This is a genomic window from Aeromicrobium chenweiae, from assembly GCF_003065605.1.
Lineage (GTDB): Bacteria > Actinomycetota > Actinomycetes > Propionibacteriales > Nocardioidaceae > Aeromicrobium > Aeromicrobium chenweiae.
This window is the reverse complement of sequence record NZ_CP026952.1, coordinates 349,184-372,187: the sequence shown is the minus strand read 5'-3', so window position 1 is coordinate 372,187 and position 23,004 is coordinate 349,184. Positions and strand designations below refer to the sequence as shown.

Genomic DNA, 23,004 nt, shown 5'->3' with positions numbered 1-23,004 from the left:
CCTTCTCCCCCGAGTTCGTCGCCTCGGTCCGGGGGCTGCTGGAACGACGGGACGTCCTGCTCGTGGTCGGGCCCTCCGGCTCCAACCGGCACCTGCTCGGACGATCCGTCGTCGCGGGGGCGCCCGGAGTCGTGTGGGAGCTCATGTGCCGGCACGACGAGCGCAACACACCACTCAGCACGCTGACGCGGCTGCTCGCCGAGGTCGGCGGTCGCCCGGACGCGGGGGGCGCCGACGTGGTGACCCGCGTGCGTGACGTCATCGGCTCCTCGACGTCGGGACGTCCCACGCTGTTGCTCGGCGCACCGGACTTCGCCGACCTGGAGAGCCTGGACGCCCTGACGGATCTCGCCGTCAGCCAGGACCTGCGCATCGTCACCGCCATGACCCCCGAGACCGTGGCGACGATCCCGCGCCTGGCGGCCCTGGCCGAGAGGGTCGACCTCGGCCCCCTTGACCGCTCGACCGTCGCCCGCCTCCTGCGGGCGCGGCTGCTGGCCGAGCCCCACGACGTGCTGGTCGACTTCGCCCACCAACGCTCCCGCGGGGCGTACGGCACGTTGTGCCAGATCGGCGACCTCCTGGAGGCGAGCGACGCCCTGGTGCGTGCAGAAGGGGTCGTGATGATCGACCCGGAACGCATCGAGGACGCCCGCCTCGCGCTCCCGGGCAGACGCCGGCCCGCCTCGGCGGACTGGATCGGCGCGACGCCGGGCATCGCGACCCTGCTCGACCTCGTGTCGCTCGTGGGTGAGGTCGAGCTCGCCGAGGCCTCGGCCTGTCTCGCCGAGGACGACATCGCCTACGCGGTCCGGCACGGCGTCCTCTGCCTGCGTGACGGGGTGCTGACGATGAGCGACCCGCTGGAGAAGGAAGCCGTCGCGGCAGCGCTGTCGGTCGCTCGCGCCACCGAGCTGTGGCAGGCGTACGCCCACGTGCTGCCGGCCTCGATCCGCCGACCCGAGAGCCTCGTGCGCAGCGTGCGCTGGTGCCGGTGGGCCGGGCAGGAAGTCGGCCACGAGCTGGTCCGGGCCGCGGCCCGTGCCGCCAACGACCGTGGCCTCTACCGCCGCACGATCGAGATGACCGATCCCGGCAGCACGTCCGCCACCGCGATCCAGGTCCAGCAGGAGCGCGCCCACGCGCTGACGCAGGTCGGCGACCTCACCGCCCTGGCCGGGCTCCTCGCGTCCGTGGACCCGGCCGAGGTGCCCGAGGACGAGCTGGCGACGTTCATGCGCTGGTCCACCCGGCTCGTGCCGGCGGACCAGCGCGACGCCCATCGCGACCGCGCGATCGGCCCCGGCCACGACGTGGAGACGCGAGCGCGTCGAGCCGTCGTCGTCGAGATCGCGGACCTCAGCGTCCAGGCGTTCACGGAGTCACGTCCCGCGATGATCCGCCGCGCCCGCTCGCTCACACTGAACGGGACCCTGTCCCCGATCAACCAGGCCATGGCCCACTCGGCCGCGTCCTCGTTGCTGCGTCATGCGGGCCGGTGCGCCGAGGCGGTCCACTCCGGTCGTGCCGCGGTGTCCCTGCTGGAGTCGCCCGAGGTGGACGCGAGCTCGGCGCTGCTCGCTCCCGTGCGCGAGGTGCTGTTCATCGCGCTGGTCTCGGCCGCCGAGCTCGATGAGGCGCAGGCGCTGCTCGAGCGCTACCGCGAGCTCGCCGTGCCGTACGGGGCCGACGGCAGGATCGGCACCCTGATGTCGGGGATGCTCGCCCTGACCCACGGCCGCACCGACGTGGCCCTCGCCAACGCGCAGCTGTTCCTGCTCAGCACGGCCACGAGTGATCCCCTCGGCTACCGCGGCTGGCTGCAGGCGCTCGCCGCACAGACGCTCGCCCTGCTCGGGCGGCAGGACGAGGCACGCGCGATGCTCGACTCGTCCGAGGCGTGGCCCGTGCACCAGCGGCGGCAGAGCGACCTCGAGCGCCGCCAGGCCCAGGCCGTCGCCCACGACGCGCTCGCCGACCCCGAGCGCGCCCTCGAGATCCTCGACGGGATCGCCGCGGAGGCGCAGGAGCACGGCCTGTTGGCGGCCGAGCTGGACGCCCTGGGCCTGGCCGTCCTCGTGGACGGACCGCAGAGGGTCAGGCGCCTGCTGGCCGCCACCGACGGACTGCCCGGACCGGCCGGCGAGACGGCCACGTGGCAGCAGTTCGCGCGGGCCGTCGCGGCGTACGACTTCGGCGCCATGACCGCCCTCGCCGAGCACCTCGCGAGCACCGGACGCGAGTTCCTGGCCGGGCGCATCGCCCAGTTCACGATCGACGCCGGGCGTCGCGCGACCGACCTGTCACCCGCCGTGCGCGCGAGGCTCGAACAGCTGGTCGCGGGCAGCACGACCCCCGGTCTCTGACCGGAACGAGCCGCCCAGGGCCCGGGGACCCGCTCAGATCGAGCCGGCGATGGTCCCGACGACCGCGATCAGGGTGACCACGACCGAGATCGGGATGAGCCAGAGGGCGAGCACGGTGATCGTCACGTTGGTGCCGATCTTGGGCGGGGCGAAGTAGCGCGCGTGCTCGAGGTCACCGATGCCGTCGATCCAGCGTCCGGTCATCTGCGTGCCCTTCCAGACACCACGCAGCCGCGAGAGCACCCGCCAGCCCCCTCCGCCGGCGATCTCCGCGAGCGCGCCGCGGGACTCCTCGACCCGGCCGGAGAGACTGACGAGGATGGCCAGCTCGCTCGCGAGCCGTTCGGGGTCGGCGACTGCGCGCAGCACTCGGTGACGGCGACCCCAGAACAGGGCACTGACGAGGGCCATCGCCACACCGACCACGACGATGGCGACGCCCACCGAGCCCTTGGCGAGCACACCCAGCACCAGGGTCGCGGCGATGAACGGCAGGGGCGCCGCGCCCACGACGGCGGTCGGGATGCGCAACAGGCGCACGGCGACGACGATCGCGCGGGCTGCCCGGTCGGCCACCTCGGCGGTACGCCCGTCGGCCCGGGCCGCGAGGCCGCTGACGGCGGCATTGGCCTGCGCGCCCAGCGATCCTGTTTGACGGAACCTCATGCTGCCATCCTACGGACCGGGCGCAGGGCCGCACCCAGATCGTGCCGCCCGGTGCCGGGGACCTCTAGGCTGCTGGCGTGGCCATCGTCCTGTCCCTCCTGTCGGCGTTGGCGTACGGAGTGTCGGACTTCCTCGGCGGGATCTTCTCCAAGCGTTCCTCGCCTTGGCAGATCGCGGTGGTCGGCCAGTCGTCATCCGGGGTGATCAGCCTCGTCGCCGCGCTGGTCGTGGGCGGCTCGCCGACGGGACGCGACCTGCTCTTCGGCGCCCTGGCCGGCGTCGGCGGCGGCTTCGGCGTGGCCTTCCTCTACCGCGGGCTCTCCACCGCCCGGATGGGCGTGGTCGCGCCGGTCTCCGCGATCGGCTCGGCGCTCATCCCGGTCGCGGTGGGTCTCCTCACGGGGGACCGGCCGTCCCCCTGGGTGCTCGTGGGAGTGGTCTGCGCCTTCCCGGCGATCGCCCTCATCTCGCGGGTGACCGACGACGACCCCACGCACCGCGGAGGCGTCCTCGACGGCGTGCTGGCCGGCGCCGGCTTCGGGCTGCTGTTCGTCTCGTTCGGGCAGACCGGCGACGAGGCGGGGCTCTTCCCGCTCGCGGTGGCCCAGGTCGCCTCGGTCCTGGCGGTCGTCGCCACGGCGGTCGTCCTGCGGCAGGCGTGGGTGCCCCGTGACCGTGCGGCCTGGTCGGCGGTGGCGATGGGACCCCTCGGCGTGACCGCGCAGGGGGCGTTCCTCTACGCCACCCACCACGGCCTCCTCTCGGTCGTGTCGGTGATCTCCTCGCTCTACCCGGCCAGCACCGTCCTGCTCGCGGCGGTCCTGCTGCGCGAGAAGATCCAGGGCTGGCAGGGCATGGGCCTGGTCCTCGCCGCCCTCGCGGTCGCCCTGGTCGCCGCAGGCTGACCCGGAGGCTACTTGAGGAACTTGCTGGTGGACCGGTCCTTCAGCGGCTTGCCGCCGGTCTGGCACGTCGGGCAGTACTGCAGGGACGAGTCCGCGTAGACGACCTCCAGGATCGTGTCGCCGCACACGGGGCAGGCCTCCCCCGCCCGTCCGTGGACGCGCATCCGGGTCCGCTTGTCGTCCTTGAGGTCCTCGGCCGGCTTGCCACGGGCCTCCTCGACGGCCTCGCGCAGGATGCTCTGCACCGCGGCCTCGAGCCGGGCGATCTCGTCCTCGTCGAGGGACTCCGCGATCGCGAACGGTGACAGCTTCGCGGCGTGGAGGATCTCGTCGCTGTACGCGTTGCCGACACCGGCGATGATCTTCTGGTCGCGCAGCAGCCGCTTGACCTGCATCCGCCGGGCCAGCAGCGGGCGGAGCTCGAAGCCGGGGGCCAGCGGGTCCGGACCGAGTGCCGCGATGCCCGCGACGTCGGCCGGATCGTTCACGACGTACATCGCCAGGCCCTTGCGCGTGCCGGCCTCCGTGACGTCGAAGCCCACGCTCGGCCCGTCCCCCCGGTCGAGCCGCACCCGGGCGGCGATGTTGCTGGCGCCCAGCTTGAGCTTGGTCTCGGGCAGCTTGTCGGTCCAGCGCAGCCAGCCCGCCTTCGCCAGGTGGACCACGATGTGGATCCCGCTGACGTCGATGTCGATGAACTTGCCGTGCCGGGTCACCCCGGTGACCTCCATGCCCTGCAGCGCCGAGACCGGCGGGTCGTACGTCTTGAGCACCGCGAACGACGCCAGCTCCACGGCGGCGACGGCGGCGCCCGTCATCTGCTCGTCGAGGAACTCGACCAGGGCATTGACCTCGGGCAGCTCGGGCATGGCTCAATCATCGTGCTTGACAAAGAATTTCTCCATGGCCGGCCACGTCGTCCTGCGGGCGGCGCGCCCGGTCAGGACGCCGAGGTGTCCACCGGGCGCCTGCACGAGCTGCGCATCGGGCGAGCCGGTGACCAGGTCGATCAGGTGCCGGACCGCGGGCAGCGGCGCCAAGGTGTCCCCTGTACCGGCCACGACCAGCACCGGCACGTCGATCTTCGCCAGCTCGACGATCCGTCCCGCCAGCTCCATCGTGCCGGTCGCGAACTCGTTGCTGCGCATGACCACGTGGTACAGCTGCCCGAACGTCCGCCCCGGGTACGCGTACATCTCCCCCATGAACCGGTCGACCGCCTCGAGCTGCGCGAGGAAGTCACGGTCGTCGGCGTGCGTGAGCATCGCGAGGGGCTTGGTGACGTACTTGTCGAGGCTCGAGAGCTGGAAGCCCAGCCGGGTGAGCGGCGCCGGGACGCCGCCCATCGCGCGGTAGGCCGGTCCGACCAGCGCGCCGGCGATCCGGTCGACCGGACGTGCCAGCGCGAGCAGCGGCACCCGTCGCAGGTCGAAAGGGCTCGCGACGGCGGTCGCCGATGCCAGCGGCAGGTCCGGGTGCGCGGCTGCCGTGAACATCGTGAAGATGCCGCCGAGGCTCCAGCCCGCGAGGTGCACCCCGTCGGCACCCGAGTGCTCCGCCGTGGTCTCGACCGCCGACGGCACGACCGAGTCCACCCAGTGCTCGATCCCGAGGCCACGGTGGGCAAAGCTCACCGGTCCGTAGTCGACGAGGTAGACCGGGCGCCCGCGCTGCACGAAGTACTCGACCACGCTGCACCCGCGCCGCAGGTCGAAGGCCAGCGCCGGCGCGGCGAGGGGCGGCACCAGCAGCACCGGCCGACCGCGGACCGCGGTGCCGGGGACCGCGTTGTAGCGGTAGAGCGTGTACGACGTCCGGCGTTCGACGATGTCACGGGGCAGGGCCCGCAGGTCGGCGATGGGACGACGGTGGAGCTTGTCGGACAGGTTCGTGCCGGCTGCCCCGAGCCTGCGGGGGAGCCCGAGGATCGGGAGTGCCACCCGGCGAGTGTCGCAGACAGCACTCCCGGACGTGCGGGCTTTCAGGTGGTGGCCTCGCGGTGACGGTCCAGCCAACGCATCACCGGCGTGGCGGTCACGCCGTGCAGCACGACCGACACCGCGATGACGAAGGCCGTGGTCGACCACAGGACGTTGGCGTCGCTGAACTTCCCGTGCCCCGTCGCGTACGCCAGGTAGAAGATCGACCCGATGCCCCGGATGCCGAAGAACGCCGTGGCGAGCTGCTCCCGGGGGCCCAGGTGGTAGTCACCGACGCGGTCCCGCGGCCGCCGCCCGACACGCAGCGCGACCCAGGCGGTGACCGGTCGGACGACCAGCACGAGGAGCAGACCCACCCCTGCCGCTCGCCAGCTCAGCGAGTCCAGCAGGCCGTTGGAGAGCGCTACCCCGAGCACGAGCAGGACCACCAGCGTCAGCAACCGCTCCAGCCGCTCGACCACCTCGTGCATCAACGCGTGGTAGTCGGCGCTGCGCTCCATCGAGCGCAGGGTCATGGCGCACACGAACACCGCGAGGAAGCCGTAGCCGTGCAGCACCTCGGCCGCACCGTAGGCCAGGAGGATCGCGGCGATCGCCAGGAGCGGCTCGCCCGTCTCCGCCATCCGGATCGCGGGCCGATTCGACCGGAAGGCCGCCTTCGCCAGCACCCAGCCGACGGCGACACCGACCGCGACACCGACGACGATCATGCCGACGAGGTCCCAGAGCACCCACTCGACGCCCCGGTCCAGCACGGATCCCGCGCCCACCAGCAGGATCGCGAGGTGCACGAACGGGAACGCGAGGGCGTCGTTGAGGCCCGCCTCGGAGGTGAGCGCGAACCGGACCTCGTCGCGCTCGTCGATCTCGTCCTCGTCCTCGGCGTCGGTCGTGGGCCCCTCGACCTGCACGTCGGATGCCAGGACCGGATCGGTCGGGGCCAGCGCAGCACCGAGCAGGATCGCGGACGCCGGGGCAAGACCCAGCACCCACCAGCCGAGCCACGCCGCCGCGGCGATGGACAGCGGCATGGCCAGCGCCAGCAGCCGCCACGTCGTCCCCCACCGCTTGAACGAGGCCCACGACCGGAAGTTGAGGGGGCGGTCGAGCGCCAGGCCCACGCCCATGAGGGACACGATCACCGTGAACTCGGTCAGGTGCTCCAGCACTGCCCGGTCGTCGACCGGGGTCAGCCGGACCGCGTCCGGGAGCGGCAGGAGACCTGCGACCACCCCGACGGCGAGCAGGACGACCGGTGCCGACAGGGCCACGGACCGCAGCGCGTACGGGAGGACCACCGCCAGCAAAAGGGCCAACCCGATCAGCAGGTAGACGAAGTCGGCGTTGATCAGGTCCTTCACCGGACCCAAATACCCCGATCAGGACGGTCTCAACCCGCGAAGGTCAGCCACAGCAGCGAGACGTTGAGCGCGATGACGATCGCGGCGACGACCCACGCGGCGATCGTCGTGCCCCGGGCGTTGACGTGCTCGCCCATGACGTCACGCCGCGACGTCAGCAGGACGAGCGGGACGAGCGCGAACGGGATGCCGATCGACAGCACCACCTGGGAGACGACCAGCGCACGACTCGGCTCGGCGCCGAGCAGGAGGACGACCAGCGCCGGGATCAGGGTCACCACGCGGCGCACGAGCACCGGCAGGCGCACGCCGAGCAGCCCCTGCATCACCTCGGCACCGGCCGCACTGCCGACCGAGGTCGACGCGAGCCCCGAGCCCAGCAGCGCCACCGCGAACAGCAGCGCGATGCCGGCACCCAGCTCGCTGCTCACGACCCGGTGGACGCCCTCGAGCGTGTCGGTGCCGGCCAGCCCCTCGAGGCTGGTGGCGGCGACGACGAGCAGCGACAGGTTGAGCACGCCGGCCAGGATCAGCGCCAGGACCACGTCGGTGCGGGTGGCCCGCAGGAGGTGCCGCACCGAGTGCCCGTCCCCGCGTGACCCGAGACGTGACGTGGTCAGGCTCGAGTGCAGGTAGATGACGTGCGGCATGACGGTCGCGCCGATGATGCCCGAGGCGAGCAGAACGCTCTCGGAGCCCTCGAAGGTGGGGATCAGTCCCTCGGCGAGGGGACCGGCGGACGGAGGGTCGATGAACAGCCCGGCCATGAAGCCCACCGCGATGAGCGCCAGGAAGCCCATGATCACGCGCTCCAGCGCGCTCTGTCCTCGCAGGTCGCCGACGCGCAGGATGACCATCGCGACCGCCGCCGTGATGATCGCGCCCAGCACGAGGGGGAGGTCGAAGAGCAGGTTGAGCGCGATCGCGCCGCCCACCACCTCGGCGAGGTCGGTCGCGATCGCGATGGCCTCGGCCTGCAGCCAGTAGGCGATCCGTGGTCCGGACGGCAGCCGCTCCCCCATGTGCCCGGCCAGCGAGCGTCCGGTGACCAGGCCGAGCTTGGCCGACAGGTACTGCACGAGCACCGCCATGACGTTGGCCATGACGACCACCCACACCAGGGTGTAGCCGAACTCCGAGCCCGCCGTCACGTTGGTCGCGACGTTGCCCGGATCGACGTACGCGACCGCGGCGATGAACGCAGGGCCCAGCAGCCCGAGTCGCGGCAGCCGATCCCTCACGAGCATGCGCACCAGCATGCCGTACCCGGACGAGCCGGTCCGGCGCGGCAACCACGCGGTCCCGGCGGGATGCCCTAGCCTCCCGGCCATGGCCATCATGATCAGGGACAAGATCGCCCAGAACTCCCAGAAGTTCCTCCGACCCGGCGAGCCGATCGTCGCCGTCATGGTCGGGCAGCGCATCAGCGGGTGGTGGGGCGCACTGACCTACCTGTGGATCTTCTGGAACCGCTTCGAGGCCGTCGTCGTGACGCCTCAGCGCATCGTCGTGCTCGACTGCGGCAAGTGGACGACGGGCACGCCGAGATCCGTGCTGCGCGAGCTCCCCCGCACCACCCGGATCGGGCCGCCGAGCGGGCTCTGGTGGAAGTGCACGACCCTCGGCGACAAGATGTACATCCATCGCCGCTTCCACAAGGACGTCGCCCTCGCGGACGGCATGCTGCCGGTCTGAGCCCCCCGGAACGACGAACGACGCCATCCCTGGTGCGTGACCGGGATGGCGTCGTGTGTTCGTCGTGCAGGATCTCCTACGAGGAGGAGTAGACCGTGGTGGAGCCGGCTCCGCCGGAGCGACGACGTCCGCCGCCACCGCCGCGGTTGCCGCCCGAGCCCTGCGGGCGTCCGCCACCGTTGCCGCGGAACCCGCCCTGGGGGCGTCCTCCGCCACGGTTGCCGGAACCGCCGCGGCTGCCGCCGGAGCGAGCACCCTGGCGGACCGACGAGGCATGGGGCGCCTCGGTGCCGGCGCCGGAGAGCGCCTCGACCGTCATCGGCGACGGCGCGGTGCGCGCATCGTGGTGACGGGCCGTGACACCGGCCTTGTTCTGCAGCTGCATGACGTCGCGCAGGGCCTCGGGCGTCGTCATCGTGACGACGGCTCCGGACTCCCCGGCGCGGGCCGTGCGACCCGAACGGTGCTGGTACGCCTTGTGCTCGGCGGGAGCGTCGTAGTGCACGACCAGGCCGATGCCGTCGACGTGGATGCCGCGAGCCGCGACGTCCGTGGCGACGATGACGCTGGCGCGACCGCTGCTGAACGCCTCGAGGTTGCGCTCACGGTGGCGCTGCGAGAGGTCACCGTGCATGTCGACGGCCTCGATGCCGTTCTGCGTCAGCTGCTTGGCCAGACGCATGGCACCGCGGCGGGTCCGCGTGAAGACGATGCTGCGCGGGTTGGCGCGGAGCAGGTCGAACGCTGCCTTGGACTTCTCCGTCGCACCACTGACGAGCACGTGGTGCTCCATGGTGTCGACGGCGCTCTCGCCCGAGTCGACCTCGTGCAGCACATGCTGCGGCAGGTGGCGCTTGACGAGCTTGTTGACGTCGCCGTCGAGCGTGGCCGACAGCAGGAGGCGCTGGCTGCGCTCGGGCGTCAGGCCGAGGATCGCGTCGATCGGCTTGTAGAAGCCCAGGTCGCACAGGTGGTCGGCCTCGTCGAGGACGGTGATCTCGATGTCGTCCAGGGTCATGCAACGACGATCGAGCAGATCGGTCAGGCGACCCGGGGTCGCGATGACGATGTCGACACCGTTCTTGAGCGTGTTGATCTGCTTGTTGATCGGGACACCGCCGTAGACGGTCGTGAGGCGCAGGCCCATCTTCTGGGCGAGCGGCTCCATCGCGGCGCGGACCTGGGTGGCCAGCTCACGGGTGGGCAGCAGGATCAGGCCACGCGGGGCCTTGGGGCGACTCGTGCGGCCGGCGAGGCGGACCAACACGGGGATGCCGAAGGCCAGCGTCTTGCCGGAGCCGGTGCGGGCGCGGCCCAGCACGTGCTTGCCGGCCAGGGCGTCGGGGACGACCGCCAGCTGCACCGGGCTGGGGTTGACGATGTCCTGGCGGGCAAGCGCCTGGACGAGAGGCTGGGGAAGGGAAAGGGTGGAGAAGGTGGGCAGCACAGTGCTGCCGGCAGGCTGATTCAAGGAACTCACAGACGTATCGGGACGGTGCCCGCAAACCATTTCACGCAAGAAGCGCTACTTCGTCGGGCCGGAACAGCGCAGAATTGCGCGTTCACGTGTTCACATACTAGCAGTCGGTCATCCACGGCGACGATTCGGGGCCGTGTGAGACCACTCTCAGGCCAGGAGGTCGGCGTAGTCCTTGTGGCGCTTGATGAACCGGGCGACGTAAGGGCAGATCGGGTCGACCTTCTTGCCACGGGCGCGGACGTCGTCGAGGGCGCCGGCCACCAGCTCGGACGCCAGGCCCTGGCCCTCGAACTGGTCGAAGACCTCGGTGTGGGGGAAGACGACGACCTTGTCGTCGTGCTCCCTCGCCTCGGTGAATCCGGCGAGCACCCCGTCGACCAGGATCTCGTAGCGCTGCTCGTCCGCGTTGTGCACGATCTCGTGACTCATGCCTGCGACAACGTTCAGACGAGCGCGGCGATTCCCACGACGCCGACGGCGATGCCGAGCACCATCGAGACCGTGACCAGCACGATGTGCACGGTCAGGAAGGTGGTGGCCTTGCCGGCCTCGTCGCGAGCCCGCGGGTCCTTGATCACGCGGCGCAGGAACTGCGGCCAGATCACGAGGTTCCAGAGTCCCGCGACGATCAGCAGGACGGAGACGGCGACGGGGAGATCCATGCCGCTCATTCTTCCAGCCGCGGTCCGACGTACGTCAGGAGGTCGTCGAGCGGCCGCGGCACCCGGTCGAGCGGCAGCGCCTGCACGAGCGCCCGGGCGTACTGTGCCTTGCGACCGCTGTGGGTGCCGAGGAACCGGTGCAGGCGATCGGCCTGGGGGCGGTGCCGCTGCGCGGGCTGGTGCTCGAAGGTCCTGAGCTTGCCGAGCTCGCCCTCCGCAGCGACGACGGACTCCACGCCCGACACGTCCAGCGCCCGGATGAGCTCGTCCTCGAGGTCCGCGTCGCACACGAAGAAGCCGGCCAGGCCGACGCCTACATCCTCGAGCGCCCGGCGGAAGAACCGCAGCTCGGCGCGGTCGACCAGCCCGGCCAGTCCGACGTCGAGGCCGCCGGGACCCACCACGGCCAGGAACCGGCGGATGCTCGTGGCTCCGCCGATCGGGACGACGCACACGGCCTCGGTGGCGAGGTCCCGTCCGCGGCGGTGCGCGAGCGCCTCGACGGCGGCCCGGTCGCTCTCCCCCTCCACCAGCACCACGACCCGCAGGCGCAGCTCGGCCGCGAGGACGGTTGCCACCCTGGCAGCGGCCGCGCCGTCGGGTCCGTCAGCGGCGCACGCGACCACGGCCTGGCGCAGGCGCGCCATCTCGTCCGGGGACGCAGTGTCCATGCCCCCAGTCTGCCGCGACCGGGCAGATGGGTGCGCTCAGCGCGAGACCAGCGCCGACAGTCCCGAGGTGAACAGGGCGAGTCCGTCGGTGCCCGAACCGGTGAGGTCCTCCACCGCGTGCTCGGGGTGCGGCATGAGTCCCACGACGTTGCCGCGCTCGTTCGTGATGCCGGCGATGTCGCGCAGCGAGCCGTTGGGGTTGCCGCCGACGTAGCGGAAGACGACCTGCCCCTCCCCCTCGAGCCGGTCGAGCGTGGTCTCGTCGGCGATGAAGCCACCCTCGCCGTTCTTGAGCGGGATGACGATCTCCTGGCCCTCGGCCAGGTCGGTCGTCCACGCCGTCGACGCGTTGTCGACCCGCAGGGTCTGGTCGCGGCAGATGAAGGTGCGGTGGTTGTTGCGGATCAGCGCGCCGGGCAGCAGGTGCGACTCGCACAGGATCTGGAAGCCGTTGCAGATGCCGAGCACCGGCATGCCGCCCTGGGCCGCGCTGATGACCTCGGTCATGACGGGGGCGAAGCTGGCGATCGCGCCGCAGCGCAGGTAGTCGCCGTACGAGAAGCCGCCCGGAAGGATGACGGCGTCGACGCCCTGCAGGTCGTGGTCGCCGTGCCACAGCGCGACCGGCTCGCCGCCCGCGAGACGCACGGCGCGCTGCGCATCGGTGTCGTCCAGCGACCCCGGGAAGGTGACGACGCCGATCTTCATCGAGTGACCTCGTCCTCGACCCGTACGGAGTAGTCCTCGATCACGGGGTTGGAGAGCAGGGTCTCCGCCACCTGGTGGATCTCGGCGAGCGTGGCCTCGTCGGCCGCGTCGACCTCGAGCTCGAAACGCTTGCCCTGACGCACGTCGGTCACGGCGGTGAAGCCCAGGCGCGGCAGGGCCCCATGGACCGCCTTGCCCTGGGGGTCGAGGATCTCGGGTTTGGGCATGACATCGACGATGACGCGGGCCACGGACGCTCCTTGAGTGGTCGGTGCGCCCAGTGTAACGGGGCGTGACGACGTGCCGGTGGGCCGCTGGACCCCACCGCCGAGGGGGACCGACGATGAGGGTTCTGGGCAGCCCGAGCTACCTCAAACCCTCATCGTCCGTGCCGACCGGGATCAGGACAGCTCGCGCTTGAGGATCTTGCCCGTGGAGGTCATCGGCAGCTCGTCGACGAACTGCACGATGCGCGGGTACTTGTACGCCGCGAGCTGCTCCTTCGCCCAGGCGGCGAGATCGGCCTCGCTGACGTCGTCGTGGTCCTTGTTCTTGACCACGACGGCCTTGATCTCCTCGCCGTGCGACTCGTGCGGGACGCCGATGACCGCGACCAGCGAGACCGCCGGGTGCTCCATCAGCACCTCCTCGATCTCGCGCGGGTACACGTTGAAGCCGCCCCGGATGATCATGTCCTTGGACCGGTCGACGATGAAGTAGAAGCCGTCCTGGTCCTTCTTGGCCAGGTCGCCGGAGCGGAACCAGCCGTCCTTGATCGCGTCCTCGGTCGCCTCGGGCCGCCCGTAGTAGCCCTTCATGACGTTGTGGCCCTTGATCGCGATCTCGCCGACCGCGTCCGGGTCGTCGTCGACGTCGGACCAGTCGCTCTGGATGAGCTTCATCTCCACGCCCGGGATCGGCCGGCCGATCGAGCCGACGCGCGGCTCCTGGCCGTACACCGAGAACGAGGCCACCGGGGACGTCTCCGACAGGCCGTAGCCCTCGAGGATCGTCACGCCGAAGCGGTCCTTGAACTCCTTGTGGATCGCGGCCGGCAGCGCGGCACCACCCGAGACGGCGACCCGCAGGTTCGCGGCCAGGGTCTTCACGTCGATGCTGTCGTCCAGCGCGGCGAGCAGCCCCCAGTACATCGTGGGCACGCCCGCGAAGAAGGTGACCTTCTCGCGCAGCATCAGGTCGAGCGCCGGCTTGGCCTCGAACCGCGGCAGCATCACGACCGTGCCGCCGAACGCGAACGCACCGTTCTGGATCACGGTCTGCCCGAAGGAGTGGAACAGCGGCAGGACGCTCAGGTAGGTGTCGGGGTGGTCGGCGTCGGCGCCGAACAGGTCCTGGCCCGACAGCGCGTTGTCACGCATGTTGCGGTGCCGCAGCTCGGCGCCCTTGGGCTGCCCCGTGGTGCCCGAGGTGTAGAGGATGACCGCGGTGTCGTCGTCGTCGCGCTCGACCGTCTCGAACGTCGGCGGCTGCTTTGCGACCAGCGGCGCGAAGTACTCCGGCGGCGACAAGGGCTCGGGCCACTTGGCGTCCATGCGGATCAGGAAGAACTCCGAGCAGGTGTCCGTGGCCTGGAAGCCCTCCCACGCGGAGTCGCCGATCGGCAGGTCCGGGGTGCCCTCGAAGGCGAAGTACGCCTTCGCGTTCGAGTCGGCCAGGTGGTACGCCACCTCACGCGGCTTGAGCAGCACGTTGAGCGGGACGACGGTCGCGCCGGCCTTGAGGATCCCGTAGTAGACGATCGTGAAGTAAGGCAGGTTCGGGCACGACAGGGCGACCTTGTCACCGGGCTCGATCCCGCGCTCGACCAGGAGGTTGGCCACCTGGTTCGCGGCGCCGTCGACCTGGGCATATGTCAGCCGGGTGTCACCGAACACGATCGCCGTGCGGTCGGCGTACTTCTCGACGGAGTCCTCAAGCAGGGCGGAGAGATTGGCCACGGGTGCTCCTCAGGTGCGACGACGGACTGTCGTCACACTACTGGGAGGTAACGGGCGATGCCGGGCGGACGCTCAGAAGGCCTGTCCGGTGAGTTGCTCGTACGCCTGCACGTAGCGCTCGCGCGTCTTGGCCACGATCTCGTCCGGGAGCGTCGGCGGCTGCTCGTCTGAGGCGCGGTCCCAGCCGCTCTCGGGGGAGACGAGCCAGTTGCGCACGAACTGCTTGTCGTACGACGGCTGGGCGCGCCCGGGCTGGTACGAGTCGGCCGGCCAGAAGCGGGACGAGTCCGGCGTCAGCACCTCGTCGCCGAGCACGATGGTGCCGTCGGGGCGGGCACCGAACTCGAGCTTCGTGTCGGCCAGGATGATGCCGCGCTCGCGGGCGATCTCCTCGGCCCGGGCGTAGATCCGCAGCGTCAGGTCCTTCAGGGCCGTGGCGCTCTCGAGGCCGATCGTCTCCGTGACCGCCTCGAACGAGACGTTCTCGTCGTGCTCACCGAGCTCGGCCTTGGTCGCCGGGGTGAAGATCGGCTCCGGGAGCCTGGAGCCGTCGACCAGCCCCGGGGGCAGCGGCACCCCGCAGACCTCGCCGGTCGCCTCGTAGTCGGCCAGGCCGGATCCCGTGAGGTACCCGCGGGCGACGCACTCGACGGGGAACATGTCGAGCTTCTCGACGACCAGGGCGCGGCCGCGGACCTTCTCGGGCACCGCGGTGGAGACGACGTGGTTGGGGACCAGGTCGGCCAGCTGGTCGAACCACCACAGCGACATGCGGGTGAGGATCTCGCCCTTGTCGGGGATCCCGGGCGTGAGGATGAAGTCGAACGCCGAGATGCGGTCGGACGCGACCATCAACAGGCGCTCCTCCCCCGTCTCGTCATCGGCGGGCTCCAGCGAGTACAGGTCGCGGACCTTGCCCGAGTGCAGGTGGGTGGCTCCAGGGATGTCGAGTGGCACGCGCTCAGCCTAGTGGTCCCGAGCCGCCGGTCGGGCGCGTGCGTCAGGCGAGCACCACGAGGATGACCAGGCCGACCACGAGCGACACGATGCCGAGGAGCAGCAGCTGGCGGACGAGGCGCACGGCGACGACGTCGGGCTCGGCCAGACGCGCGCGCGACGGGTCACGGGGGTCGAGGAGCACCTCGACCGGCCCCTCGTCGGGCAGGGGCACACCCGCGGGCACCTGGATGCGCAGCCGCCGGCCGTCCGGGCTGACGTACTCCACGCGACGGGACGCGCCGGCTCCCACCAGGGTGCCGGTGACCGGCAGCCAGCCGGACGGCCGCAGGGCCAGCGCCCGGCGGCGCCTCAGGGCCCACCACACGAGGACGGCCCCGCCGGCCAGGAACGCCACAGGGACGACGAGGATCGGCATCCTTCGAGCCTAGGTCGACCCGGCGACACGCGCCCGGTCGACCGCGGCCCGGGACTAGAGGATCGAGCCGGGGGCGTACGCCGCCGCGGTCGGGTTGGCGGCGGCGATCTCCTCGATGCGGGCGACCACGGCGTGGACCTGGCTGACGGCCGCGCCGGTGAAGTCGATCGGGGACGCGACGAGGCTCGCGAGGTCGTCCTTCGACAGGCCCAGGCGCTCGTCGGCGGCCAGGCGCGCGAACAGGTCGTTCTCCGCGGCACCCTTCTCGCGCATCTCGAGCGCGACGGCGACGGCGTGCTGCTTGACCGCCTCGTACGCCGTCTCGCGGCCGCGCCCATTGCGCACCGCGGCCATGAGGACCTTGGTCGAGGCCAGGAACGGGAGGTAGCGGTCGAGCTCGCGCTGGATCACGGCCGGGAACGTGCCGAACTCGTCGAGGACGGTCAGGAACGTCTCGAACAATCCGTCCGAGGCGTAGAACGCGTCCGGCAGGGCCACCCGGCGGACGACCGAGCACGACACGTCGCCCTCGTTCCACTGGTCGCCCGCGAGCTCGCCGACCATCGAGGAGTAGCCCCGCAGGATCACGGCCAGGCCGTTGACGCGCTCGCACGAGCGGGTGTTCATCTTGTGCGGCATCGCGCTGGAACCGACCTGGCCGGGCTTGAAGCCCTCGGTCACGATCTCGTTGCCGGCCATCAGACGGATCGTCGTCGCGAGGTTGGACGGTGCGGCCGAGAGCTGCACCAGCGCCGTCACGACGTCGTAGTCGAGCGAGCGGGGGTAGACCTGACCGACGCTCGTCAGCACCTTGTCGAAGCCCAGGTGGGAGGCGACCCGGCGCTCGAGCTCGGCGAGCTTCTCCTGGTCGCCACCGAGCAGGTCGAGCTGGTCCTGCGCGGTGCCGACCGGGCCCTTGATGCCGCGCAGGGGGTAGCGGGCGATGAGGTCGTCGAGGCGGTCGATCGCGACCATCAGCTCGTCGGCGACGGTCGCGAAGCGCTTGCCGAGGGTCGTGGCCTGCGCCGCGACGTTGTGGCTGCGGCCGGCCATGACCAGCTCGGCGTGCTCCGAGGCGAGGCGGCCGAGGCGGGCCAGGGTGGCGATCGCCCGCTCCCGCATGAGCTCCAACGAGGCCTTGATCTGCAGCTGCTCGACGTTCTCGGTGAGGTCGCGCGAGGTCATGCCCTTGTGGATGTGCTCGGTGCCGGCGAGGTCGGCGAACTCCTCGATCCGCGCCTTGACGTCGTGCCGGGTGATCTTCTCGCGCGCCGCGATCGAGGCGAGGTCGACCTGATCGATCACGGACTCGTACGCCTCGATGACGCCGTCGGGGGTCTCGACGCCGAGATCCTTCTGTGCCCTCAGGACGGCGATCCAGAGGCGGCGCTCGAGCACGATCTTGTGCTCGGGCGACCAGATGCGGGCCACCTCCGGGGAGGCGTAGCGGTTGGCGAGGACGTTGGGGGTGGTCACGGCTCTATTGTTCCCTGCTCCGCCGCGAGGGCGATGTCGGTGCGGTGGTGGGCACCGCGGATGTCGATGAGGTCGATGCCGGCGTAGGCCCGGCGGCGCGCCTCGGCCAGGTCGGCGCCGACTGCGGTCACGGACAGGACCCGCCCTCCCGCGGTCACGAGCCGGCCGTCGACGACCGCGGTGCCGGCGTGGATCACGTCGACGCCCTCGAGCGCGTTGGCTGCGTCGAGGCCCTCGATCGCGTCGCCCTTGACCGGCGCCTCGGGATATCCCTCGGCCGCCACGACGACGGTGACCGACGAGGCCCGCTCCCACTGCGGGAGGCCGACCGCTGCCAGGTCGCCGGTGGCGGCGCCGTGCAGGAGCGCCGACAGGGGCGTCTTGAGCAGGGACAGGATCGACTGCGTCTCGGGGTCGCCGAAGCGGGCGTTGAACTCGATGACCCGGACCCCGCGGCTGGTCAGGGCGAGCCCCGCGTAGAGCAGGCCCTGGAACGGGGTGCCCCGGCGGGCCATCTCCTGCACCGTCGGGACGAGGACGCGACGCGACACCTCGGCGACCAGGTCGTCCGGCGTCCAGTCCAGCGGCGTGTACGCACCCATGCCGCCGGTGTTGGGTCCGGCGTCCCGGTCGTAGGCCCGCTTGAAGTCCTGCGCGGGCTGCAGCGGCAGCACGGTCTCGCCGTCGGTGATCGCGAACAGCGACACCTCGGGACCGTCGAGGAACTCCTCGATGACGACCCGGTCGCACGCGGCGGCGTGGTCGATCGCGGCCTGACGGTCGTCGGTGACGACGACTCCCTTGCCGGCCGCGAGCGCATCGTCCTTCACGACGTACGGCGGACCGAACGCGTCGAGCGCCGCGACGACCTGCTCGGGCGTCTCGCAGACGTGCGCCAGGGCGGTCGGCACCTCCGCGCCGGCCATCACCTGCTTCGCGAACGCCTTGGACCCCTCGAGCTGGGCCGCCTCCTTGCTCGGCCCGAAGCAGGCGATGCCGGCGGCGCGGACGGCGTCCGCCACTCCTGCGACGAGCGGCGCCTCAGGTCCGACGACGACCAGGTCCACGCCGAGCGAGGTGGCGAGGTCCGCGACCTGCGCGCCGTCCATCGGGTCGACGTCGTGCAGGGTCGCGACCGCCGCGATGCCGGGGTTGCCCGGTGCCGCGTGCACCTCGGTGACCTGCGGATCACGGGACAGGGCAAGGGCCAGGGCGTGCTCGCGGCCGCCGGTGCCGATGACTAGCGTCTTCACGGGAGACGAGCCTATCGGTCCGGCGGACGGGGCCCGCTCAGAGCAGGTCGTACCGCTCGATCGACTGCTCGCGGTCCGGGCCGACGCCGATCGTCGAGATGCGGGCACCGGACATCTCCTCGAGCGCGAGGACGTACTCCTGCGCGGTCTTGGGCAGGTCCTCGAACGTCCGCGCGGCCGAGATGTCCTCGGTCCAGCCGGGGAGGTATTCGTAGATCGGCTTGGCGTGATGGAAGCCGGTCTGCGTCATCGGCATCTCGTCGACGCGCTCGCCGTCCACGTCGTACGCCACGCACACCGGGATCTGCTCCCAGCCGGTCAGCACGTCGAGCTTGGTCAGCACGAAGTCGGTGACGCCGTTGATGCGGGCCGCGTAGCGCGCGATCGGCGCGTCGTACCAGCCACAGCGGCGGGGACGCCCGGTCGTCGTGCCGAACTCGGCGCCGTTCTGGCGCAGGCGCTCCCCGTCCTCGTCGAACAGCTCGGTCGGGAAGGGGCCCTCGCCGACACGCGTCGCGTACGCCTTGACGATGCCGATCACGCGGGTGATCTCCGTCGGCGCGATGCCCGAGCCGGTGCAGGCGCCACCGGTCGTGGCCGAGGACGACGTCACGAACGGGTAGGTGCCGTGGTCGACGTCGAGCAGCGTGGCCTGGCCGGCCTCGAGCAGGACGGTCTTGTCGGCCTTGAGGGCGTCGTGCAGCAGCAGCGGCGTGTCGGCGACCATCGGGCGGAGCCGGTCGACGTACGACAGGAGCTCCTCGACGATCTCGTCGACCTCGACCGCGCGGCGGTTGTAGATCTTGGTGAGGATCTGGTTCTTCAGGTCCAGGGCGCCCTCGACCTTCTGGCGCAGGATCTTCTCGTCGAACAGGTCCTGGATGCGGATGCCGAGGCGGTTCATCTTGTCGGCGTACGTCGGGCCGATGCCGCGACCGGTCGTGCCGATCTTGCGGCTGCCGAGGAAGCGCTCGGCGACCTTGTCCATCGTCCGGTTGTAGTCGGCGATGACGTGCGCGTTGGCGCTGACGACGAGGCGCGACGTGTCGATGCCGCGCTCGTTGAGCCCGTCGATCTCCTCGAACAGGACCTTGAGGTCCACGACGACACCGTTGCCGATGACCGGCACGCAGCCGGGGCTCAGGATGCCGCTCGGCAGGAGGTGCAGGGCGTACTTCTGGTCGCCGATCACGACCGTGTGCCCTGCGTTGTTGCCACCGTTGAACTTCACCACGTAGTCGACCCGACTACCCAGGATGTCCGTGGCCTTGCCCTTGCCTTCGTCGCCCCACTGGGCTCCGACGATGACGACTGCGGGCATGGAGATGCACCACCCTCATACGTGCGACAAGCCCCGTTGTTGCGGGGCTCTTACCGGCGCAGTCTAGCGCGAATCGTCGCCGCGTCGGAGATCGGTCAGCCAGAACGACGTGCGCGATATGCCGCCACGGCGGCCCGGTTGCCGCAGGTGGTGCTGCAGAAACGCCGGGAACGGTTGCGAGAGAGGTCCAGGACGATGCCCTCGCAGTCGTCCTGGGCGCAGACCCCGAGCCGTGACGTCTCCTCCGCACGGATGACGTCGACCATCGCCATCGCGGTCTCCACCGCGATCCGCACCGCGAGCGGCTGGTCGTCCTCGGTGGCGTGCAGGTGCCAGTCGAAGCCGTCGTGCCGCCGCAGCTGCGGCCGGGCGTCGCCGTCGCTCAGCATCCGGTTGACGACCTCGGCCGCCGCGTCCCGGTCCACGGTCAGGAGCTCGCGCAGCTGCGGGCGCAGGGTGCGCAGCTCCTCCAGCTCGGCCACGTCGCCCGTGTGCAGGCCGGTGTAGCCGTTCTCGACGTAGAACGCGGTGACGTCGTCGGTCGTCGTCAGCGCGTCCGGCTCCTGCGCGGAGTTGACGAGCCAGACCGCAGCGGCAAGGACGATCTCGGTGTCATGAGTGAAGACCACGTTGACACCTTACACACGATGGGTCTAGCGTCACATGTCATGGCCCCTATGACTCATGACACCCGCGACCTCGCCGCCTCCCGCGCCGCCTCCGGTGTCACCTTCGCCGTGACCGGTGCCGCCTCGTTCGCCCTGTCCGGCCCGTTCGCGAAGGGACTCATCCAGGCCGGGTGGACCGCCGGCGCGGCCGTCACGGTCCGTGTCCTGATCGCGGCAGCCGTCCTCGCCGTCCCCACCGTCCTCACGATGCGCGGACGCTGGCACCTCGTTCACGGCAACATCCGGCTCATCGTGGCCTACGGACTGATCGCCGTGGCCGGGACCCAGCTGGCCTACTTCAACGCGGTCGACCGCATGCAGGTCGGAGTGGCGATCCTCATCGAGTTCACCTGCCCGGTGGCGGTGCTCGGCTGGATGTGGTGGCGGCACGGTCAACGTCCCACCCGCCTCACGGTCGCCGGTGCGGTCCTCGCCATCGCGGGCCTCGTCCTCGTGCTGGACCTGACCTCGGGGGCGGACCTCGACGTCCTCGGCATCGCCTGGGCCCTCGGTGCGATGGTCTGCGCGGCGGTCTACTGGGTGCTGTCGGCGGACGAGGGCAACGGACTGCCGGGGCTCACGCTGGCCGCCGGCGGCATGGTGGTCGGCGGTCTCACACTGCTCGCGGCAGGCGCGATCGGCATCATCCCCATGGCCACCTCGCACCGCGACGTCGAGCTCGCCGGGACAGAGCTGACGTGGTGGCTCGTGCTGCTGCTCCTCGGCGTCGTCACGGCCGCTCTCTCGTACGTGCTCAGCATCGCGGGCAGCCGGCGCCTCGGATCGCGACTCGGATCGTTCGTCGGGCTGTCCGAGGCGGTGTTCGGCGTCCTGTTCGCCTGGCTGCTGCTCTCGGAGACACCACGGGTCGTGCAGCTGCTGGGCGGTGCGCTGATCCTCGGCGGTGTCGTCGCGGTCCGTCTCGGCGAGCCCCAGATCGAGGAAGCACCGCCGGCCGGCGGGACACCGTGACGGCGGACCACGCACGACGTGGTCGCGACCCCGTAGTCTTGCCGCGCCATGAAGTCATTGCTAGCGATCGCCAATGCCGACGCCGGGACCGCAGACGACGCTGCGGTCGAGTCAGCGGTCGACGCGCTGCGGGACGACTTCACGGTGGATCTCGTCAAGACGTCGAGCCCCGACGACCTGTCGTCGGCGCTGGCCGAGCGCCCCGACGTCGACACCGTCCTGGTGCTCGGTGGTGACGGCAGCCTGCACGCCGTCGTCCAGGCCCTCCACGACGCGAAGCGGCTCGACACCGTCACCGTGGGCCTGATCCCGCTCGGCACCGGCAACGACTTCGCGGCCACGCTGGGCCTGCCCGACGACCCGGCCAAGGCGGCGCTGGTGCTCGTCTCCGGCCAGACCCGCGAGATCGACCTGATCGCGGACGGCGACGGCGGTGTGGTCGTCAACGCCGCGCACATCGGCATCGGCGCGGAGGCCGCAGCCGCCGCCCGTCCGTGGAAGAAGGCCCTCGGCCCCATCGGCTACGCCATCGGCGCGATCCTCACCGGGCTGAAGGGACTCACGACGCCCGGGGCCCGTCTGACGATCTCGGTCGACGGCAAGCAGCTGGAGCGCAAGAAGCCGGTCATCCAGGTTGCCGTCGGCAACGGCCGGTTCGTCGGTGGCGGGGCCCCGCTCCTGCCCCAGGCCGATCCGTCCGACGGCGAGCTCGACGTGTCGGTGTCCTACACCGAGTCGCCCCGGCGGCGGATCGCGTACGCGTTCAGCGTGCGTCGCGGCGAGCACCACCGCCGCGACGACGTGGTCTACCTGCGGGGCACCGAGGTCGAGGTCCGCGGGGACGCCCTGCGGTGCACGAGCGACGGCGAGCTGACTGCGCCGTCGACGCACCACCGCTGGACGTTGCTGCCGTCAGCGATGACGGTCCACGTCCCCTAGGACTTCGGCGCGACCAGCTCGGCGTACGCCTCGGGGCTCGACTCGTGCAGGAACTCGCGGCAGCGGTGCGCCTCGGCGTCGTCGCCGAAGCGCTCCGAGGCCTCGGCGAGGGCGGCCAGCGAGCGCAGGAACGGGCGGTTGGGCTCGTGCTCCCACGGGAGGGGGCCGTGGCCCTTCCAGCCGTTGCGGCGCAGCAGGTCCAGCGAGCGGTGGTAGCCGGTGCGCACGAACGCGTACCCCTCGAGATCGCGCCCCTCGGCCAGCGCCAGCTCGGCCAGAGTGACCCAGGCGAGCGCCGAGTCAGGGTGCTGCGACGCCACGGTCTGCGGGCTGTCCCCCGCGGCGAGCTCGGCGGCTCCCGGGTCCTCGGGCAGCAACGTGGCGGGCGGTTCACCGAAGAGGTTCGTCATGCCGCCATCCTCGCACCCCGCTGATTCCCAGGAGAACCCCGGAGCCTGTCACCGACGACAGGGCGCGACCGGGGCGAGGTGCCAGTTTCCTGGCAGAGCCCGGCACCCCTCCCGCGCCGGGCACCCCGTCGTCCACAGGCCGTCGGGCGTTCCGCGTCGTCCACCGCGCGCCGATCGC

At 71.2% G+C, this 23,004-nt stretch carries 24 protein-coding genes; 5 read left to right on the top strand and 19 right to left on the bottom strand.

Going from position 1 to position 23,004, the window contains the following annotated elements; translation table 11 throughout:
- The first annotated feature begins 62 nt into the window (after positions 1 to 62).
- Positions 63 to 2,366 carry a hypothetical protein gene (locus C3E78_RS01845; protein WP_108576709.1) on the top strand — a complete coding sequence of 768 codons (2,304 nt, stop codon included), beginning with the start codon at positions 63 to 65 and terminating at the stop codon, positions 2,364 to 2,366.
- 33 nt (positions 2,367 to 2,399) lie between these two features.
- On the opposite strand, the gene C3E78_RS01840 is transcribed toward C3E78_RS01845, so the two are convergent.
- The gene (locus C3E78_RS01840) at positions 2,400 to 3,032 is read right to left on the bottom strand and encodes a hypothetical protein (RefSeq protein ID WP_108576708.1); all 633 of its coding nucleotides are present in this window, start codon (positions 3,030 to 3,032) and stop codon (positions 2,400 to 2,402) included.
- A 77-nt stretch (positions 3,033 to 3,109) separates the two neighbouring features.
- Between C3E78_RS01840 and C3E78_RS01835 the strand changes: the two genes are divergently transcribed.
- Positions 3,110 to 3,937 carry a DMT family transporter gene (locus C3E78_RS01835; protein WP_108576707.1) on the top strand — a complete coding sequence of 276 codons (828 nt, stop codon included), beginning with the start codon at positions 3,110 to 3,112 and terminating at the stop codon, positions 3,935 to 3,937.
- A gap of 8 nt (positions 3,938 to 3,945) precedes the next feature.
- On the opposite strand, the gene C3E78_RS01830 is transcribed toward C3E78_RS01835, so the two are convergent.
- From C3E78_RS01830 to C3E78_RS01815, 4 genes are read right to left on the bottom strand one after another with little or no spacing between them, the layout of a single operon-like run.
- A complete protein-coding gene (locus C3E78_RS01830; protein ID WP_108576706.1) occupies positions 3,946 to 4,806 on the bottom strand; it encodes an Fpg/Nei family DNA glycosylase in 861 nt (286 codons plus the stop codon).
- 3 nt (positions 4,807 to 4,809) lie between these two features.
- Positions 4,810 to 5,877: an alpha/beta hydrolase gene (locus tag C3E78_RS01825; RefSeq protein ID WP_108576705.1), complete on the bottom strand. Its 1,068-nt coding sequence runs from the start codon at positions 5,875 to 5,877 to the stop codon at positions 4,810 to 4,812.
- 41 nt (positions 5,878 to 5,918) lie between these two features.
- A complete protein-coding gene (locus tag C3E78_RS01820; RefSeq protein ID WP_235833740.1) occupies positions 5,919 to 7,238 on the bottom strand; it encodes a cation:proton antiporter in 1,320 nt (439 codons plus the stop codon).
- Between the two features lie 29 nt (positions 7,239 to 7,267).
- Positions 7,268 to 8,449 (bottom strand): Nramp family divalent metal transporter, encoded by a 1,182-nt coding sequence (locus C3E78_RS01815; RefSeq protein ID WP_199906983.1) that lies wholly within the window; start codon positions 8,447 to 8,449, stop codon positions 7,268 to 7,270.
- 118 nt (positions 8,450 to 8,567) lie between these two features.
- Here C3E78_RS01815 and C3E78_RS01810 point away from each other — a divergent pair, with 118 nt between their 5' ends.
- Complete coding sequence (locus C3E78_RS01810; RefSeq protein WP_135804894.1) at positions 8,568 to 8,933, top strand: hypothetical protein; 366 nt, start codon at positions 8,568 to 8,570, stop codon at positions 8,931 to 8,933.
- Between the two features lie 76 nt (positions 8,934 to 9,009).
- Here C3E78_RS01810 and C3E78_RS01805 read toward each other — a convergent pair whose 3' ends face one another.
- From C3E78_RS01805 to C3E78_RS01745, 13 genes are all read right to left on the bottom strand, one after another.
- The gene (locus tag C3E78_RS01805; protein ID WP_199906904.1) at positions 9,010 to 10,413 is read right to left on the bottom strand and encodes a DEAD/DEAH box helicase; all 1,404 of its coding nucleotides are present in this window, start codon (positions 10,411 to 10,413) and stop codon (positions 9,010 to 9,012) included.
- Positions 10,414 to 10,560: 147 nt separating this feature from the next.
- Entirely contained in the window at positions 10,561 to 10,842 is a 282-nt protein-coding gene (locus C3E78_RS01800; protein ID WP_108576702.1) for a GNAT family N-acetyltransferase, read from the bottom strand.
- 14 nt (positions 10,843 to 10,856) lie between these two features.
- The gene (locus tag C3E78_RS01795) at positions 10,857 to 11,075 is read right to left on the bottom strand and encodes an SCO4848 family membrane protein (protein WP_108576701.1); all 219 of its coding nucleotides are present in this window, start codon (positions 11,073 to 11,075) and stop codon (positions 10,857 to 10,859) included.
- Positions 11,076 to 11,080: 5 nt separating this feature from the next.
- On the bottom strand, positions 11,081 to 11,746 hold the full coding sequence (locus C3E78_RS01790; protein WP_108576700.1) for a TOPRIM nucleotidyl transferase/hydrolase domain-containing protein: 666 nt from the start codon (positions 11,744 to 11,746) through the stop codon (positions 11,081 to 11,083).
- 36 nt (positions 11,747 to 11,782) lie between these two features.
- Positions 11,783 to 12,454, bottom strand: coding sequence for a phosphoribosylformylglycinamidine synthase subunit PurQ (gene purQ, locus C3E78_RS01785; protein ID WP_108576699.1), 672 nt, complete (start codon positions 12,452 to 12,454; stop codon positions 11,783 to 11,785).
- Entirely contained in the window at positions 12,451 to 12,705 is a 255-nt protein-coding gene (gene purS / locus C3E78_RS01780; RefSeq protein ID WP_108576698.1) for a phosphoribosylformylglycinamidine synthase subunit PurS, read from the bottom strand. Before purS ends, purQ begins: the two co-directional genes overlap by 4 nt.
- 150 nt (positions 12,706 to 12,855) lie before the next feature.
- A complete protein-coding gene (locus tag C3E78_RS01775) occupies positions 12,856 to 14,412 on the bottom strand; it encodes a long-chain-fatty-acid--CoA ligase (protein WP_108576697.1) in 1,557 nt (518 codons plus the stop codon).
- A 72-nt stretch (positions 14,413 to 14,484) separates the two neighbouring features.
- Entirely contained in the window at positions 14,485 to 15,369 is an 885-nt protein-coding gene (locus tag C3E78_RS01770; RefSeq protein WP_108576696.1) for a phosphoribosylaminoimidazolesuccinocarboxamide synthase, read from the bottom strand.
- A gap of 43 nt (positions 15,370 to 15,412) precedes the next feature.
- Positions 15,413 to 15,787 carry a DUF3592 domain-containing protein gene (locus tag C3E78_RS01765; protein ID WP_108576695.1) on the bottom strand — a complete coding sequence of 125 codons (375 nt, stop codon included), beginning with the start codon at positions 15,785 to 15,787 and terminating at the stop codon, positions 15,413 to 15,415.
- A gap of 54 nt (positions 15,788 to 15,841) precedes the next feature.
- Positions 15,842 to 17,263 (bottom strand): adenylosuccinate lyase, encoded by a 1,422-nt coding sequence (gene purB / locus C3E78_RS01760; RefSeq protein ID WP_108576694.1) that lies wholly within the window; start codon positions 17,261 to 17,263, stop codon positions 15,842 to 15,844.
- Positions 17,260 to 18,516 (bottom strand): phosphoribosylamine--glycine ligase, encoded by a 1,257-nt coding sequence (purD, locus tag C3E78_RS01755; RefSeq protein WP_108576693.1) that lies wholly within the window; start codon positions 18,514 to 18,516, stop codon positions 17,260 to 17,262. The genes purB and purD overlap by 4 nt, the downstream gene beginning before the upstream one ends.
- 37 nt (positions 18,517 to 18,553) lie before the next feature.
- Positions 18,554 to 19,837 (bottom strand): adenylosuccinate synthase, encoded by a 1,284-nt coding sequence (locus tag C3E78_RS01750; RefSeq protein ID WP_108576692.1) that lies wholly within the window; start codon positions 19,835 to 19,837, stop codon positions 18,554 to 18,556.
- A gap of 95 nt (positions 19,838 to 19,932) precedes the next feature.
- Entirely contained in the window at positions 19,933 to 20,466 is a 534-nt protein-coding gene (locus tag C3E78_RS01745; RefSeq protein ID WP_108576691.1) for a CGNR zinc finger domain-containing protein, read from the bottom strand.
- 48 nt (positions 20,467 to 20,514) lie between these two features.
- Here C3E78_RS01745 and C3E78_RS01740 point away from each other — a divergent pair, with 48 nt between their 5' ends.
- Positions 20,515 to 21,477 carry an EamA family transporter gene (locus tag C3E78_RS01740; protein WP_199906903.1) on the top strand — a complete coding sequence of 321 codons (963 nt, stop codon included), beginning with the start codon at positions 20,515 to 20,517 and terminating at the stop codon, positions 21,475 to 21,477.
- 48 nt (positions 21,478 to 21,525) lie between these two features.
- Positions 21,526 to 22,416, top strand: coding sequence for a diacylglycerol/lipid kinase family protein (locus C3E78_RS01735; protein WP_108576689.1), 891 nt, complete (start codon positions 21,526 to 21,528; stop codon positions 22,414 to 22,416).
- Here C3E78_RS01735 and C3E78_RS01730 read toward each other — a convergent pair.
- Entirely contained in the window at positions 22,413 to 22,826 is a 414-nt protein-coding gene (locus C3E78_RS01730; RefSeq protein ID WP_108576688.1) for a DUF3151 domain-containing protein, read from the bottom strand. The genes C3E78_RS01735 and C3E78_RS01730 overlap by 4 nt on opposite strands.
- Positions 22,827 to 23,004 lie beyond the last annotated feature (178 nt).

Excerpts from the sequence above, each read along its gene's own strand:
- C3E78_RS01840 (WP_108576708.1), bottom strand. The coding sequence starts at position 3,032 with ATGAGGTTCCGTCAAACAGGATCGCTGGGCGCGCAGGCCAATGCCGCC.
- C3E78_RS01830 (WP_108576706.1), bottom strand. The coding sequence starts at position 4,806 with ATGCCCGAGCTGCCCGAGGTCAATGCCCTGGTCGAGTTCCTCGACGAG.
- C3E78_RS01810 (WP_135804894.1), top strand. The coding sequence starts at position 8,568 with ATGGCCATCATGATCAGGGACAAGATCGCCCAGAACTCCCAGAAGTTC.
- C3E78_RS01800 (WP_108576702.1), bottom strand. The coding sequence starts at position 10,842 with ATGAGTCACGAGATCGTGCACAACGCGGACGAGCAGCGCTACGAGATC.
- C3E78_RS01795 (WP_108576701.1), bottom strand. The coding sequence starts at position 11,075 with ATGGATCTCCCCGTCGCCGTCTCCGTCCTGCTGATCGTCGCGGGACTC.
- C3E78_RS01790 (WP_108576700.1), bottom strand. The coding sequence starts at position 11,746 with ATGGACACTGCGTCCCCGGACGAGATGGCGCGCCTGCGCCAGGCCGTG.
- purQ (WP_108576699.1), bottom strand. The coding sequence starts at position 12,454 with ATGAAGATCGGCGTCGTCACCTTCCCGGGGTCGCTGGACGACACCGAT.
- C3E78_RS01765 (WP_108576695.1), bottom strand. The coding sequence starts at position 15,787 with ATGCCGATCCTCGTCGTCCCTGTGGCGTTCCTGGCCGGCGGGGCCGTC.
- C3E78_RS01750 (WP_108576692.1), bottom strand. The coding sequence starts at position 19,837 with ATGCCCGCAGTCGTCATCGTCGGAGCCCAGTGGGGCGACGAAGGCAAG.
- C3E78_RS01740 (WP_199906903.1), top strand. The coding sequence starts at position 20,515 with ATGACTCATGACACCCGCGACCTCGCCGCCTCCCGCGCCGCCTCCGGT.
- C3E78_RS01735 (WP_108576689.1), top strand. The coding sequence starts at position 21,526 with ATGAAGTCATTGCTAGCGATCGCCAATGCCGACGCCGGGACCGCAGAC.
- C3E78_RS01730 (WP_108576688.1), bottom strand. The coding sequence starts at position 22,826 with ATGACGAACCTCTTCGGTGAACCGCCCGCCACGTTGCTGCCCGAGGAC.